Genomic DNA, 13881 nt, shown 5'->3' with positions numbered 1-13881 from the left:
GATCGGTTCAGCGTTTGCTCTGTTCATAGCCTTTCAGCACCTCATCACGAAGAACGTCCCAGATCTGGGTATGCAGCGCCACGAAACGCTCGGAATTACGGATTTCGGACACCTCGCGCGGGCGCGGCAAATCGATCGGAAACTCTGCGATCGGCCGCGTGCCCGGTCCCGCCGACAAGACGACGACGCGGTCCGACAGCGCGATGGCTTCATCCAGATCATGGGTAATGAACAGCACCGACTTGCGGTCCGCCTGCCATAGCGCGAGCAGTTCGGATTCCATCAACTGGCGCGTCTGGATGTCGAGCGCGCTGAACGGTTCGTCCATCAGGATGAGCGGCGGATCGAGAATCAGCGCCTGGGCGAGTGCGACGCGTTTGCGCATGCCACCCGACATCTGATACGGAAACTTGTGGCCGTGCCCCGCGAGGCCGACGCGCGCCAGCCACAGTTCGGCGCGCTGTCCGGCTTCGGCGCGGCTGACGTTGGCGAACTGCAGGCCCGCGGAGATGTTGTCGATCGCGCGCCGCCACGGCATCAGCGCTTCGCCTTGAAACAGATAGGTCGCGTGACGGTTGATGTCCGTCACCTCGCGGCCGAAACTGAGCACCCTTCCCGACGATGGAAACAGCAGACCCGCCGCCATGTTGAGCAAGGTCGACTTGCCGCAGCCGGTCGGACCGACCACAGACACGAACTCGCCGGGCGCGACGCTCAAGCTCGCGTTGTCGACTGCCGTATAGCATTGCTTGCCGGACGCATGCGAAAACGTGCACGTGACGTTTTCGAACGCGAGCGCGGCACCGGCCTGCGCGGCCGCCGGTGTCGGCAACGCATCTGCGCGTCGCGTGCCGGATGCGCCTGATTGGACACCCGGCAGCGCGGATTGGATCAACGCGGAACGAATCATGGCCGTCAACCCGCGAGTGCCGCGACCACCGCATCGCCCATGGCGCGCGTGCCGACCTGGGTGCAACCCGTTTCCATGATGTCGCCGGTACGCGTGCCCGCCGCGACGACCCGGCGCACCGCCTCCTCGACGAGCACCGCTTCCGTCTCGCGTTTGAGCGTGTAACGCAGCAGCATTGCCGCGGAAAGAATCGTGGCGAGCGGGTTGGCGATGTCGCGCCCGGCAATGTCGGGCGCCGAGCCGTGGATGGGCTCGTACAGCCCCTTGCCGCCGGGCGCCAGCGAAGCCGACGGCATCATGCCGAGCGAGCCCGCGAGCATCGCCGCTTCGTCGGAGAGAATGTCGCCGAACATGTTGCCCGTGACAATCACGTCGAAGCGCGTCGGTGTGCGCAATAGCGCCATCGCGGCAGCGTCGATATAAAGATGCGTGAGTTCCACATCCGGATATTCGCGGCCCACTTCCGTCATGACGTCGCGCCATAGCTGCATGGTCTCGAGCACATTGGCTTTGTCGACCGAACATACCCGCCTGTTGCGCTGCTGCGCTGCTTTGAATGCGACGTGGGCAATCGCCCGCACTTCAGATTCGCGGTAACGCATGGTATTGATCGATTCGCGCTCGCCATTCGCGCTTTCCACCGGACCGCGCGGTTCGCCGAAGTAGATATCGCTCGACAGTTCGCGCACGATAAGCATGTCGAGTCCGTCGATCACTTCGGGCTTGAGCGTCGACACGGACGCGAGTTCCCGGATCGGCCGGACCGGCCGTAAATTCGCGTTCAGACCGAGTGTCCTGCGCAGTTGCAGCAACCCTGAGCGAACCTTATTCTTGCGCAGCCACTGTTCATACTCGGGGCCGCCTACCGAACCGAACAGGATGGCGTCGCAGCGTTGCGCCATCGCCAGCGTTTCGTCGGGCAGCGGCTTGCCGGTCGCCTCCACACCGCTCATGCCGATGGCCCCATACTCGAGTTCGAGTTCGAAGCGCCCGTTCGAGACCGCTTTCAGAACCTTGACGGCCTCGGGAACGATCTCCCGGCCCACTCCATCGCCCGGCAATACGGCAACCTTCATTGCGTGTCTCCATGATTAGTTGGGTACAGCGGCGCAATGCATCGAGCACGCCGCTGTTCTGGCCTCGATATTAGGAACAGCGGCACGGGCTCGCTATTTCTGTTTGACGAAGGGGGCTTGTCGATCGGCGACGCTCACAGCCGGCGTCAGCGATCCGGCGGGTGCCGCGAGGACCGGCGAAAGGACGCCAACGCCTTACGTCATCGGAGCGCGGCGTAAAATGACACAGGCTGTACGCGCGAGCCGCGCAGAGGATGCGCGGCGACCATGGCGCTCCTTCAACGCGATATTCCTGGGGAAAGCACTAACGCCGGCTGTGCTTTGATGTGTCGAAACAAACCGGACGCGATCACCTCGGCGGTCAACGTTCGGGCAGGGAACCTGTATGAGAATCGATCTTTACACGCTGCAACTGTTTGTCGCCGTCATGGAGACCAAGAGTCTCACGCAGGCCGCCGCGCGCGAGCACATAGCGGTGTCGGCCATCAGCAAGCGCATGTCGGACCTGGAAGCGATGCTCAATCAGCGTTTGTTCGAGCGTCGTCCCACCCGGCTCGAACCCACGCGGGCCGCCCATGTCCTGCTCCGTCACGCCAACACGATTCGCCGCAACATCCAGCAGCTTGAAGTGGAGATGACGGATCTGTCGGAAGAAGTACGCGGTACCGTCCGGATTGCCGCGAGCATCGCGGTGGTCACACAATATCTGCCGCAGCAATTGCGTACATTCTCCGGATTGCATCCCGGCGTCAGTGTCGAACTCACTGACAGTCTGAGTCCGCACGCGATCAAGCTCGTTGCCGACGGGCAGGCGGACATCGGCATATTCGGCGATCCGTTCGCGGCAAACGGCTTGAGCACGCTGCCTTATAACGAAGAGAGGCTAGTTGCGGTGCTGCCCGTGGGACATGAACTGCTAGCGCGGCCGAGCCTGAGCTTCGCCGAGATGCTGCCGTTCGAGTTTGTTTGCCTGCGCAGCGAAAGCTCGTTGAGCACACTGCTTTTCGCAGCGGCGGCCCGGCTTGATCGGCAGATCAGCCGGCGCGTCCAGGTAAGCGGCAACGAAGCGGTCTGCTGCATGGTGGAGATGGGCATGGGCATTTCGGTGTTGCCTGCGCCGTGGCTCGAGCGCCACCCGAGTTTCGCCGGTATCGAAACCCGGACGCTCGATGAGCCTTGGGCGCAACGTCACCTTCACCTATGTTTCAATGGCGACCGGCATACGTTGAATGTTCCGACGCAACTGCTGGTCGAACATCTTCGTAAGGCAGACTAACCAGCGCTTGCTGCAGCACATCTTGCTCGAAGCACGCGAATCATGTGCAGGCCAGTGCCAGATTGATGGACCGGCGTCGTGAAGCGGTGAGCAAGACGAGATCGCTTTGTCACGGCCACCGCTTTGCTGCCGTCGTTATCAGCTTTCCGCTTCGCTGATATTTCCGGTTGAGCCTGAGCCTGCGCGACGTTGAGGCGTTATTGCTCAAGCGTGGTGTCGTGGTCACGTACGACACGGTCCGCCGCTGGGCGAGCTTGTCGCCCAGACGGCCAGCAAACTCTCCAACTGCGCCCTTCGCCAAACCGGGCATGATCATCAAGGGAATAAATCTGCGGCACTGGCTGTTTTACCAAGACTCTCATAGTCTAACGAGCTAACTACATGCCATCCATTAGGATCCCGCGGTTTCTTCACAATCCGTCGCAAGCGAACGCGCAGCCAGGTTTCCAGTGGACGTCGACCCAATACCATGGCTCTGCCGTACAAAGTCGCGATCATCCCGTCCGGCGACGGTCAGCGCGTCTCCATAGCTCCTGGTTCATTCGGAGCGCGGGTGTACGCTGGCACGAACGGCGCAAGTGCGTCGAACCTCGTGCGCGCGCAGGGCGCCCAACAGGTTGGAAGGACAAGCGCACCCGTTCCATTGACAGGCAACGTGTCCAACTTCAATGCGGCCGCGTGGGCAACCGCCCAGATGCGGTTTCTCGATGGCGATATCGGTTCGCCATCCATGATTCGTTGGAATCCGGGCAAGTACGACTCGCCGGACGGACATCGCCCTCCCTTCATTGGACTAGCCCATGAACTGATTCACGCACTGCGCAGCCTGAAGGGCGCGACCGCCGTCTATGCTGAAGCCGACGAGCGCGCGGTGACCGGCCTTCACCCGTATCCGGCAGGCCCGATCACGGAGAACGCGATCCGCGCCGACCACGGCATCGCGCCACGAACCCGGTATTCAGGCCTCCAACCGGGCGCACTGACCACGTGAACACGGTTAAAGTCGAACTGCCTGTGCCAGGTTTTCATGGCTTGATTAGGAAGCGATCTCTTCCTATTATACAACCCATGGACAAATCAGTCACACCTTCTCCGGGACCTCGCAGCCCCGGACGCCCACGGGAGTTCGATCTCGATCACGCGCTGGACAAGGCCATCGGCACGTTCAGCGAGAACGGCTATTACGCCACCTCGCTCGGCAAGCTCACGGCTGCGATGGAGATCGCCGAGGGCAGCCTCTACAAGGCCTTCCGGGACAAGCGCGGCGTCTTCCTGGCCGCATTCGAGCGCTACGTCATGCTGCGCAGCGAGCGGCTGGCGCAGGAGCTGGCAAACACACGAACCGCACGCGACAAGGTCAGGGCCATGCTCGCCGTCTATGCCGAAGCCAGCCACGGCAAGACCGGCCGGCGCGGCTGCCTCGTCGTGGGCAGCGCTGTCGATCTCGCAAGCACCGATCCCGAAATGGCGAAGCGCGTCGCCGCCGTGCTCGCGAGCCAGGAAAGGCGTCTCGTCGAGTTCATTCGAGAGGGACAAGAAGATGGCTCCGTTTCCTCGCTGGTCGATGCTGCCGTCACCGCCCGCCTGCTGCTGTGCGTGGTGCAGGGAATGCGCGTCCTGGGCAAGACCGGCCGCTCCCGTGAGGAGATGGCAAGTCTCGTCGATAGCGCGTTGAAGCTGCTCGACTGAGCATTTGCCTAATTTGGAAGAGGTCTCTTTCTATATGAAACCGGCCACGCCAACCGACCTCCGCGAAACCAGTCCCACCAGGCGGTTGGACGCGACCGCTGATCACCCAGACTCGACCAGGAGTACACCATGTCGCATGACGTCGTTCAAACCTCCGCCGCGGACACGTTGCCGCCCTTCGACCCTGCGACGTTCTGGACGCAGTTCCACCACGATACCGTCGTTATCAAGGGCGTGCGGCTGCATTTCGTCGAAGGCGGCCGCGGCGCGCCGATCCTGCTGCTGCCCGGCTGGCCGCAGAGCTGGTACGCATGGCGTTATGTGATGCCGCTGCTTGCCAAGGCCGGCCGACGCGTGATCGCGCTCGACCCGCGCGGCATGGGAGACTCCGATCGGCCCGCCTCTGGCTACGAGATGCGTACCGTGGCCGCCGAGCTTCATGGTTTCGTCGAGGCGCTGAAACTGACCGCCGACGGGCCTGTCGACATCGTCGGTCACGATCTTGGCACCTGGATCGGCTATGCCTATGCGGCCGAATGGCCGGGCGACGTGAAGCGGCTCGCCGTGTTCGACGCGGCGCTGCCCGGCATCACCCCGCCGCCTCCGGCCGGCATTCCCTCGGCGGAGGCGAATGTCAAGACCTGGCACCTGGCCTTCAACCGGCTCGATGATCTGCCGGAGATCCTGCTGCAGGGACGCGAGCGGGAGTTACTGACTTGGCTGTTCAGGGCCAAATCCACTCGTCCCTGGACGATCACGCCGGCGGATCTCGGTGAATATGTGCGCGTCAACGCCGCCCCTGGCGCGACGCGGGCGGCGCTTTCCTACCAACGACACAATCTCGGGCCCGAAGGAATCGCGCACACTCGGGCCCGCGCCGAGCGCATGCTCGCCATGCCGGTACTCGCTGTCGGCGCGGAGAGCGGAGTCGGAGCAATGCTGCTGGACACGATGCGCTTAGTCGCGGTGGATGTGCGGGGTGCTGTGTTTGCTGGCTGTGGGCACTATATGCCCGAAGAAGCCCCTCGCGCAGTCGCCGAGCAAATCATCAGGTTCATGGGTAAATGAATGCGGCCGCAAGCCCACTCGCGACGGCGCTGTCAAGTTGACGAGCGTAGGCTACATGTCTGAATCAAGAGTAGTTATCCTTATCAGATAACTAGGTTGGCTGCGGTTGGGACAGGCCTGTCTTGCCATGTGGCGATGCGTTCTTTTAGTATGGCGCGATGACAATCCGCGTTCATCTGATGTCTGGGCAGCGCGAAGTGCTGCCGGATCGGGCCGAAGCATGCGAGAAACGCCTGCGTGGGACGCGCGTCGCGAAAGTCGCACATCTGGCGCTCGCGCCTGCGGGTTGGTTGGTGGCTATTCTCGGCGCGGTTTTTCACGCGAGCAGCCGCTTTGATAAAGACGTGCTTTACCTGAGCGAGTTCAGGAATATCAGCCTCCAGCGAGGCTGCGCTGTAGCAACTATCTCGAAGCGGAAAATCTCAGGAGCGGTGAGCCTCGGCCGTGAACCGACCGATCGCGTGCGGAGCCGCGTTGATGAAGGCGTCAATTGTTACATCGAGAACGGTTTGGCTTAGCTCGTGGTCCGTTGACGTGCCAAAGGCGCAACGCCGAATTCCATGATAGAAAATCCCACCGTGAAAGGACCATACGTAGTCAAGTTCGTCTTCCGTAATGGGAATGTCGACCCCAGACGCCATCCTGTACTCCGCGCGTAATTCCTCGCACAGCGGCATCAGAATGCGCTGCTCAAGGATACGAAAGTACCTGCGATTTATTTCCACGCCCGAAAGACCCGCGAAGACATAAAGTCTCATCCAATCTCGATTGAAGACCACCTTCAGGTATGAGTTATAAAATCGGACAAGCCGTTCCCGAAGCGGAAGTGACCGGTCACGGATCAGCTTGGGCCATTGACTGTCCCAACGTTGGGTGAACACGGCGTTGAACACCGCATCAATCAGATCATCTTTCGATTGGAAGTAACGAAACATGAGTGGCTGAGTGACTCCAATCTGTTTCGCCAGGTCATGGGTCGAACCAGCAAAGCCATGCTCGGAAAAGAAATTGATGCTCTCCCGGATTATCTGCGCCCGCCTCTCGTCTGGCGATTGCCGGCGCCGCTTTTCTGGCACCGCAGCGACAACAGCGCTGGTGCGGGTCGATTTCGCTCTGCCGTTCACGTTACCTTGCATCCTCTCGAAAGTCCGTTGCCATTTTGGGCTGTCCCGTGACTTGGATCTTGGGCATTGGCCGCCTGCTACGTTGTCAACTGGCTACCGACGTCCGCGATAGGCGTGGGTGCGTCTTTCACGGCTACTGGCAGTAATCCGGATTGCGCTGCCAGTTCATGGCGAACAAGCCGCTGCATTGAAACCAAGTAGCTCACACGCGGTGCACCGTCGACGCCGCGCCCTTAGCTATTATATCGACAATGTGCACAGTAGGCCCGGTATTGGGCGATAGCAGACCTTCTTCACGGGCTCCCACTATGCGTCGACGTTCGTTATCACCGTGTGCCACACACCGCACGGTATATTGTTCAAAAAGGCCCACGGTCGTTACTCGCCGATGACCATTTCCAGTCTCAGTCGTCGACAAAATAGACTGCCTCCGCTTGGCCGCGTAGCCGGATCGCCTCGTCAAACCACCGACGCCATCCTGCAGAGATTCTTCGCCATACACCAAGCATTGCGACCCAGTTAAAGTTCATTTCCGCCTCCTGCTCTGTTTGCTCCTCGGAGGGTGACTTTTCCCAGACCCGCGCGATGCTCTGGAAAATCGTCACGTCCATTGCGTTTCAGGCGGCCGTGTTCGACGATCCACCTGCATTGCCGCCTGCATGTTGATGTCCCTTGTGGCCGCTGGTCGACGGTACTCCGCAGTCCTTTTCTTCAAGAAAGGAAGCCACCGCTTGAGACGCTGTCTCCCGCTGGGTGCATTCGTCGAAACGTGGAACGACCAGATGTGGTCAAGCTCGTCATTGGTAATCGGACGTGCGTCAGCTCCGATCATGCCGAATTCCGCCCGCACCTCCACGCAAAGCGGTCGCAAAACCGCTGTTCTATGATCCGGAAATAACGCCTGTTGATGCGAGTGTCCGAAAGACCAGCAAATACGTACAGGCGCATCCATTGCCTGTTGAAAACCACTGGCAGATAGACGTCGTAAAGGCCAACAAGCGCTCGCGCAACGGACGGGAACGGTCGCAGACCAGGCTCGACCATTTCACCGCACCATAGACCTGAAAAGACTTTGTCAAAGACCGCGTCGAACAGATCTTCCCAGGACTCGAAATACCGGAGCAGCAACGGCTGTGGCACGCCAATCTGCCTCGCCAACTCCCGGGCCGAGCCAGCGAATCCATGCTCGAGAAAAAACTGCGCAGCCTCGGGAAATCGGCGAGGAACAACACCGGCCGAAAACAGCGCTTATCATTGTTTATTACATGATAAGTTATATGTCAAAATGCATGAAGTCAAGCGTCCCCGGCTAGGGGTTTCCCCATCAGGATATGATCTGGGTTTACTGCATCCCGAGCCGCTGCACGCCGGCGATACACAGCAACGATTCAATGGAAAAGCACTGATGAATCTCGGTCCGGTCAATAGGGAAGTCGAACCCGAACGACGCCCCGCTACGGCCTATGAGGTCGCTGAACTCGCGGGCGTGTCCCAGTCCGCGGTATCTCGCGTCTTTACTCCTGGTGCCAGCGTGTCGGCGACCATGCGCGCAAAAGTCCTGGATGCAGCACAGCAGCTTGGCTATCGTCCCAACCTGGTTGCCCGCTCGCTAATTACCAGACGCTCGAGTCTCATTGGCGTCGCGGTACCTAGTACCGCCAACCCTTTCTACCAGGCAGCCCTTGACGCGCTTTCCGCCTCCTTTGCCAGAATCGGCTACCGGGTATTGCTATTCACCTCCGATCCTATGGCGGGCTCCGACCCGCTCCTTGACGAGGTACTGCGGTACCGGGTGGATGCGCTCGTTCTCATATCGACAAGCCTTTCATCCCATTTCGCGGACGAGTGCCTGCAACTGGGTCTTCCGGTGGTCATGCTAAACCGCAAGACCGACAGCGATTCGGTTTCCAGTGTTACCGGCGATAACCGGCGAGGGGCAAAGGAGCTTGCCGCCTTCCTGCTCGCCGGTAAACATCGGCGTTTCGCGTACGTCGCTGGACTTGAACATTCATCAACCAGCCGGGACCGGGAGGCCGGATTCCTGGAAGGTCTGGCCGAACGCAGGGTCCGTCGTATTGAACGCGTGGTCGGAAACTATTCCACTGCTGACACAGAGTCGGCCGTACGCACGCTGCTGTCGTCGGCAACACCTCCAGACGCCATCTTCTGCGCCAACGATTACATGGCACTTGTGGCTATCAATCTTGCCCGCACGGAATTCGGACTCCAGGTCGGTACCGACCTTTCCATCGTCGGGTTCGACGACATTGAGATGGCGCGATGGCCCATCTTCGGGCTGACCACCTATTCGCAGCCCGTTGATCTAATGGTCCGGCGAGTCGTCCAGGTTGTGGAGCGTCAGCTTTCCACAGCAGTGGCGCCCACTGTGCAGCACATCATCGACGGAGAATTGATCGTGCGTGGATCCGCGCGCATACCACAGACCGGCGTCGTGCGGTCCGCAGACCACTGGATCTGGCGCTCGCGGAAGCGCCCGGACACATCGCAATGAGCAGCGTCCGGTTTCACACCAAACTTACACTTATCAACTGATAACTTGAAATTTTTCCGAGACGGGCCTATCCTTATGGTGCGTTTGCATCCGTATGCAAACGTACGTTGCATTCGAATGCAATCCACAGATTAAACATGAAGGAGAACGCCAAATGGCCAAATGGCTCAAGCACGGCGCAGAAGCCGAAGTGATCAAGTCTGCAGCGAAAGAAGTACGCGATACCGTGGAAGCAACCCTCGCGGACATCGAGACGCGTGGGGATGAGGCAGTGCGCGAACTATCGATCCGGTTCGACAAGCTGGATCGCGAGGATTACCGGCTGTCGCAGCGTGAAATCGACGATTGCCTTTCCCAATTGACCAAACGCGACATCGCGGACATCGAATTCGCGCAGAAGCAGGTGGAAAACTTCGCACGACACCAACGGGAATCGATCCGCGACATCGAAGTGGAAACGCTTCCCGGCGTAATCCTCGGGCACAAGAACATTCCAATCAACGCCGCGGGATGTTATGTGCCGGGCGGCAAATACCCACTACTGGCTTCCGCGCACATGTCGGTAATCACCGCTCGTGTTGCCGGTGTACCACGCATCATTACCTGCGCGCCGCCCTTCCACGGCAAGCCAGCTCCCGCCATCGTCGCTGCACAACATATGGCAGGTGCGAACGAGATCTATTGCCTCGGAGGCATCCAGGCGATCGGTGCCATGGCAATCGGCACAGAGAAGATTGCACCTGTGGACATTCTGGTCGGACCGGGTAACGCCTTCGTCGCAGAAGCCAAGCGGCAGCTTTTCGGTCGCGTCGGCATCGACCTCTTCGCGGGTCCGACAGAGACGCTCGTGATCGCGGACGAATCGGTTGACGGTGAGATGTGCGCGACTGATCTGCTCGGACAGGCGGAACACGGTCCGGACTCACCCGCCGTATTACTGACAACCTCCGAAAAGCTCGCGCGTGAGACGCTGACGGAGATCGAGCGGCTGCTTAAGATCCTCCCGACCGCCGAAATTGCCCGCAAGTCGTGGGATAAATACGGCGAAGTCATTGTTGCGGACAGCGACGAGGAGATGGTCAAGATCGCCAACGACATCGCCTCCGAACATGTTCAGGTGTTGACCAGCGACCTTGATTATTTCCTGAAAAATATGACCAACTACGGTGCGCTCTTTCTCGGCCCGCGCACAAACGTTGCGTTCGGCGACAAGGCCATCGGCACGAACCATACGCTACCCACGAAGAAGGCGGCGCGCTATACCGGTGGGCTTTGGGTGGGCAAATTCCTGAAGACCTGCACGTATCAGAAAGTTATCACCGACGAAGCGTCTGCCCTGATCGGTGAATACTGTTCCCGCCTGTGCGCGCTGGAGGGGTTCGCCGGGCATGGCGAACAGGCTAATCTGCGGGTGCGCCGCTACGGACACAAGGAGGTGCCATACGGCGGCGCTGCGGTCTGAAAAACTTTCAGACCGCCCAGTTGCGGCAACGAGTGCGGAGCGACTCGCGGGTGGCTCCGTACACCGCGTGCCATAACGTACCTTCACTACCGATGAGCAGTTCGACGACAATGCAAAATGCGCCATCTAGCCGGCCGCCGTCCTTGCACCTGGAGCGTCGACAAGCGTCACCCTTCTCGGTCATCACCGCGTGAACGCTGCCGGTATGACACGCGGATTGCCTGCGGCGAAGCTGCGAACACCGCCCACGGCGCGGCTTCCCTCTCCCAACGTTCTGACGAAGCGGTGTATTGTGTCCGGCGCCGAACATCCGCGCGACCACTCTATGCCATTGCCAATAGAGGGCCGGCCATTGCCACCGAAAGGATACCCAGCAGCTGATCGTAGTGCATCTGTATCTCGGCATAGGTGACATCCGCCCGCCCGTCGTGCAGGGGAACATCAGCCACAATAACTGGCTCCGGCCAAGGGAAGATCGTTATGTCCGATGCCACCTCCCGGCAACGCTCCAAATGCCGGTTAAAGTTTTCGGCCGACTCAGCGTCTATCATGCGTCGACTCTCTCGGCGCCGCAAGCGTACAGCCTTCCTGGCCGTCTTGACCTCGACATATAACTGCGCGAGCGTGCATCGCATCTCTGCCTCCAGAGCTTCGCTCGTTAAAGTTTTGCTGATCGCTCGGAACGAGGCGTGCGCACTGCGTCGGCCTCAACCACGAGAAGCCTGGGACGAACAACACGGATCTGGTTGCCATCCGGTGAAGACTCCCGACACCGCATGAATCGCGATGCTGCAACGCTTTGCCAATCTCTTAGTATGCTCGGTAACACTGTGGGGTCGCGCGGTCCGTCACACCGGACCAAAGACCGGTAAGACAGACCGCGCGAGCGTGCCGAACAAGGCGGATCTGCTATTTCACCTTTGGCACTATCGGCAAGAGCACGTAGTTTTCACGTCCGCCGCCCAGGTGCAGTGTCGTTGTACCACCGAACACGTCGGCAGGCCGGTCACGAGGATCGTCGTGGAGAAACGGGCCACAGCCGGTGAACTCATTCTTCATGTTCGACAACTTGCCACCGCTCCCGCCTGGGTAGACGTAATCCTTGCCGCGCACGCTCAGGGCGATGCGCGCTCCCGGCGGCACAACGATTGACGTCGGCCAGAGCTCAATATCGAGTTCGTAGATCTGGCCAGGCGTGAGTGGTTGGATCTCATCGTGAGTGTGATACGGCCGGAAAGGCAGCGATTTATCCTGGTCGAGCTTCCGGTGGGACGCGCGCAGCCACCCCTGTGCGATCGGCGTGTGAGGGTCCAAGGCCCCGACGAATACCACCTCATTGAAGTCGGCAGAAAATACACGCAAGACCAGAAACAGATCCGCGTCCTTTGTCGTAGACGATACATGAAGTCGCGCTGCGATAGGCCCGGTCACCTCCACCTCCTGCTCGACCGGTGGCGTAACAAACGTAAGGCCGTCACCCAGCGCGTCGAACGGCAGTCTCGCAACTTGTTGCTGCTGCACGGTATCCAGCACGTGACCGTCAGCGTGAAGGTGGTAACGAGTCCACTGCGTGTGCGGGATCGGCCAGTTCTCCTCGAAGCGCTCGACGAATCTCTCCCCCGGGTGGCGAACCTGTAAGCGTACCTTCGGTTCCTGATCCCAGCCGTTGCTCTCACCCTTCAGGAAGTAATCGAAAAAACGCTTCTGGATGGCGATGCCGTAATCGGTGTAGTAGTGCGTCCAGTGCTCGATACCGTGAACCTCGAGCCACTTCTGCTTCGAGGCGGCGAGCATGTAACCCTCAAAATTGCCACGCGGGTGGAGCCCCTGGCCGCCCCAATTGGCAGCCGACAGCACGGGCACTTCGATATCGTTCCAGTCGGGCGTGCGGCACGTGTGAAATTCGTCGATCAATGGATGCTTGATGATTTCGTCCCACATGTCGAATCTGTTGCTACCGAGTTCCTCCTCGGTCAGCGTCGCGGGGCCCGACACCCATTCGCCATTCAACCGGCTACGATAACCGCGCTTGCCGAGGCCGTGTTGTACGGTCTTCACCTGCATGTCGTACCAGTTCTGAGCGAACGTGCAGTAGATTCCACCGTGGAAAAACATCTCCCGGTAGTAATCCTGAAAGCCTTCCCAGATACAGATCGCAGCGAGGTGCTTCGGCTTTTCCGCAGCAACCTGCCACTGATTGTTTGCATAGTACGAGATACCGCTTAATCCGACCTTTCCATTACACCAGGGTTGAACACCTGCCCAGTCGATGCAACGCGCGAAGTCCTTGATCTCCTGAGCCGACCAGGTCTCAAGGTAGCCCGGCGAGCGACCCGCGCCGCGGCTGTCGACGCGGATGCAGATGTAATCGTGCGGCACCCATTTCTCCGGGTCCGCTACCTCCCAGCTCTGATACGCGTTGGAGGAGCCAGCTGCCACGTCGGGATGTTCGTCCACCATGCGGTCCCACGCCGTCTTGTAGCCGTCTTCGAAATGCAACAGCTTTCCATAGGGTCCGTGAGACATCAGGACTGGAAATCGACCCTCTTTGGCAGGCCGGAAAATGTCCGCCCTCAGCACAACGCCATCACTCGTTCTGATCGGCACATCCCATTCGATAATCATACCCAGCCGGGTCTCGGTCCTCAGCGCCCGTGATTCGTCAGCCGGCGCATCGTCGGGCTCAAGTCTCGTTGAAGTCATTTCGTTTCTTCCTCTTTCAGGTTAATCCTGGGGTCGCGGGCGGGGCAGTCCCTCTATCTCG

Annotated in this window: 13 protein-coding genes and 2 pseudogenes; 7 read left to right on the top strand and 8 right to left on the bottom strand. The window is 60.0% G+C overall.

Annotated elements, in window-relative coordinates; translation table 11 throughout:
- Nucleotides 1-7: 7 nt before the first annotated feature.
- Both P0D73_RS32425 and leuB read right to left on the bottom strand, forming a co-directional pair.
- Nucleotides 8-910, bottom strand: coding sequence for an ABC transporter ATP-binding protein (locus P0D73_RS32425; protein WP_408317495.1), 903 nt, complete (start codon nucleotides 908-910; stop codon nucleotides 8-10).
- Between the two features lie 5 nt (nucleotides 911-915).
- Nucleotides 916-1986 (bottom strand): 3-isopropylmalate dehydrogenase, encoded by a 1071-nt coding sequence (gene leuB, locus P0D73_RS32420; protein WP_132379932.1) that lies wholly within the window; start codon nucleotides 1984-1986, stop codon nucleotides 916-918.
- Nucleotides 1987-2371: 385 nt separating this feature from the next.
- Here leuB and P0D73_RS32415 point away from each other — a divergent pair, with 385 nt between their 5' ends.
- From P0D73_RS32415 to P0D73_RS32400, 5 genes and pseudogenes are all read left to right on the top strand, one after another.
- Nucleotides 2372-3262 carry a LysR family transcriptional regulator gene (locus tag P0D73_RS32415; protein WP_408289203.1) on the top strand — a complete coding sequence of 297 codons (891 nt, stop codon included), beginning with the start codon at nucleotides 2372-2374 and terminating at the stop codon, nucleotides 3260-3262.
- Nucleotides 3263-3348: 86 nt separating this feature from the next.
- A pseudogene (locus P0D73_RS47015) lies at nucleotides 3349-3510 on the top strand (IS6 family transposase); the annotation flags it as partial.
- Between the two features lie 407 nt (nucleotides 3511-3917).
- Nucleotides 3918-4253: a M91 family zinc metallopeptidase gene (locus P0D73_RS32410; protein WP_408317493.1), complete on the top strand. Its 336-nt coding sequence runs from the start codon at nucleotides 3918-3920 to the stop codon at nucleotides 4251-4253.
- Nucleotides 4254-4330: 77 nt separating this feature from the next.
- Nucleotides 4331-4951 carry a TetR/AcrR family transcriptional regulator gene (locus P0D73_RS32405; RefSeq protein ID WP_408317491.1) on the top strand — a complete coding sequence of 207 codons (621 nt, stop codon included), beginning with the start codon at nucleotides 4331-4333 and terminating at the stop codon, nucleotides 4949-4951.
- Nucleotides 4952-5080: 129 nt separating this feature from the next.
- Nucleotides 5081-6019, top strand: coding sequence for an alpha/beta fold hydrolase (locus tag P0D73_RS32400; protein WP_408179613.1), 939 nt, complete (start codon nucleotides 5081-5083; stop codon nucleotides 6017-6019).
- Nucleotides 6020-6102: 83 nt separating this feature from the next.
- On the opposite strand, the pseudogene P0D73_RS32395 reads toward P0D73_RS32400, so the two are convergent.
- The 4 genes and pseudogenes from P0D73_RS32395 to P0D73_RS32380 form a co-directional block, all read right to left on the bottom strand.
- Nucleotides 6103-6396 (bottom strand): annotated as a pseudogene (locus tag P0D73_RS32395) (IS6 family transposase); the annotation flags it as partial.
- Nucleotides 6397-6441: 45 nt separating this feature from the next.
- Nucleotides 6442-7155 carry a TetR/AcrR family transcriptional regulator gene (locus tag P0D73_RS32390; protein ID WP_408179611.1) on the bottom strand — a complete coding sequence of 238 codons (714 nt, stop codon included), beginning with the start codon at nucleotides 7153-7155 and terminating at the stop codon, nucleotides 6442-6444.
- A 392-nt stretch (nucleotides 7156-7547) separates the two neighbouring features.
- Complete coding sequence (locus P0D73_RS32385) at nucleotides 7548-7754, bottom strand: hypothetical protein (RefSeq protein WP_408289211.1); 207 nt, start codon at nucleotides 7752-7754, stop codon at nucleotides 7548-7550.
- 217 nt (nucleotides 7755-7971) lie between these two features.
- Nucleotides 7972-8388: a TetR/AcrR family transcriptional regulator gene (locus P0D73_RS32380; RefSeq protein WP_408317530.1), complete on the bottom strand. Its 417-nt coding sequence runs from the start codon at nucleotides 8386-8388 to the stop codon at nucleotides 7972-7974.
- Nucleotides 8389-8548: 160 nt separating this feature from the next.
- On the opposite strand from P0D73_RS32380, the gene P0D73_RS32375 reads away from it, so the two are divergent.
- Both P0D73_RS32375 and hisD read left to right on the top strand, forming a co-directional pair.
- Nucleotides 8549-9655, top strand: coding sequence for a LacI family DNA-binding transcriptional regulator (locus P0D73_RS32375; protein ID WP_408179609.1), 1107 nt, complete (start codon nucleotides 8549-8551; stop codon nucleotides 9653-9655).
- A 154-nt stretch (nucleotides 9656-9809) separates the two neighbouring features.
- The gene (gene hisD / locus P0D73_RS32370) at nucleotides 9810-11117 is read left to right on the top strand and encodes a histidinol dehydrogenase (RefSeq protein ID WP_408289218.1); all 1308 of its coding nucleotides are present in this window, start codon (nucleotides 9810-9812) and stop codon (nucleotides 11115-11117) included.
- Nucleotides 11118-11440: 323 nt separating this feature from the next.
- On the opposite strand, the gene P0D73_RS32365 is transcribed toward hisD, so the two are convergent.
- Nucleotides 11441-11668, bottom strand: a complete 228-nt coding sequence (locus tag P0D73_RS32365) for a hypothetical protein (protein WP_408317489.1) — start codon at nucleotides 11666-11668, stop codon at nucleotides 11441-11443.
- A gap of 358 nt (nucleotides 11669-12026) precedes the next feature.
- On the bottom strand, nucleotides 12027-13820 hold the full coding sequence (locus P0D73_RS32360) for a CocE/NonD family hydrolase (RefSeq protein ID WP_408317487.1): 1794 nt from the start codon (nucleotides 13818-13820) through the stop codon (nucleotides 12027-12029).
- Nucleotides 13821-13881 lie beyond the last annotated feature (61 nt).

The sequence above is a fragment of the Paraburkholderia sp. RL18-101-BIB-B genome (assembly GCF_046026985.1).
GTDB lineage: Bacteria > Pseudomonadota > Gammaproteobacteria > Burkholderiales > Burkholderiaceae > Paraburkholderia.
The sequence above is the reverse complement of the archived record's forward strand: the minus strand, read 5'-3'. Positions and strand labels throughout refer to the sequence as shown.

Excerpts from the sequence above, each read along its gene's own strand:
- P0D73_RS32425 (WP_408317495.1), bottom strand. The coding sequence starts at position 910 with ATGATTCGTTCCGCGTTGATCCAATCCGCGCTGCCGGGTGTCCAATCA.
- leuB (WP_132379932.1), bottom strand. The coding sequence starts at position 1,986 with ATGAAGGTTGCCGTATTGCCGGGCGATGGAGTGGGCCGGGAGATCGTT.
- P0D73_RS32415 (WP_408289203.1), top strand. The coding sequence starts at position 2,372 with ATGAGAATCGATCTTTACACGCTGCAACTGTTTGTCGCCGTCATGGAG.
- P0D73_RS32405 (WP_408317491.1), top strand. The coding sequence starts at position 4,331 with ATGGACAAATCAGTCACACCTTCTCCGGGACCTCGCAGCCCCGGACGC.
- P0D73_RS32400 (WP_408179613.1), top strand. The coding sequence starts at position 5,081 with ATGTCGCATGACGTCGTTCAAACCTCCGCCGCGGACACGTTGCCGCCC.
- P0D73_RS32390 (WP_408179611.1), bottom strand. The coding sequence starts at position 7,155 with ATGCAAGGTAACGTGAACGGCAGAGCGAAATCGACCCGCACCAGCGCT.
- P0D73_RS32385 (WP_408289211.1), bottom strand. The coding sequence starts at position 7,754 with ATGGACGTGACGATTTTCCAGAGCATCGCGCGGGTCTGGGAAAAGTCA.
- P0D73_RS32375 (WP_408179609.1), top strand. The coding sequence starts at position 8,549 with ATGAATCTCGGTCCGGTCAATAGGGAAGTCGAACCCGAACGACGCCCC.
- hisD (WP_408289218.1), top strand. The coding sequence starts at position 9,810 with ATGGCCAAATGGCTCAAGCACGGCGCAGAAGCCGAAGTGATCAAGTCT.
- P0D73_RS32365 (WP_408317489.1), bottom strand. The coding sequence starts at position 11,668 with ATGATAGACGCTGAGTCGGCCGAAAACTTTAACCGGCATTTGGAGCGT.
- P0D73_RS32360 (WP_408317487.1), bottom strand. The coding sequence starts at position 13,820 with ATGACTTCAACGAGACTTGAGCCCGACGATGCGCCGGCTGACGAATCA.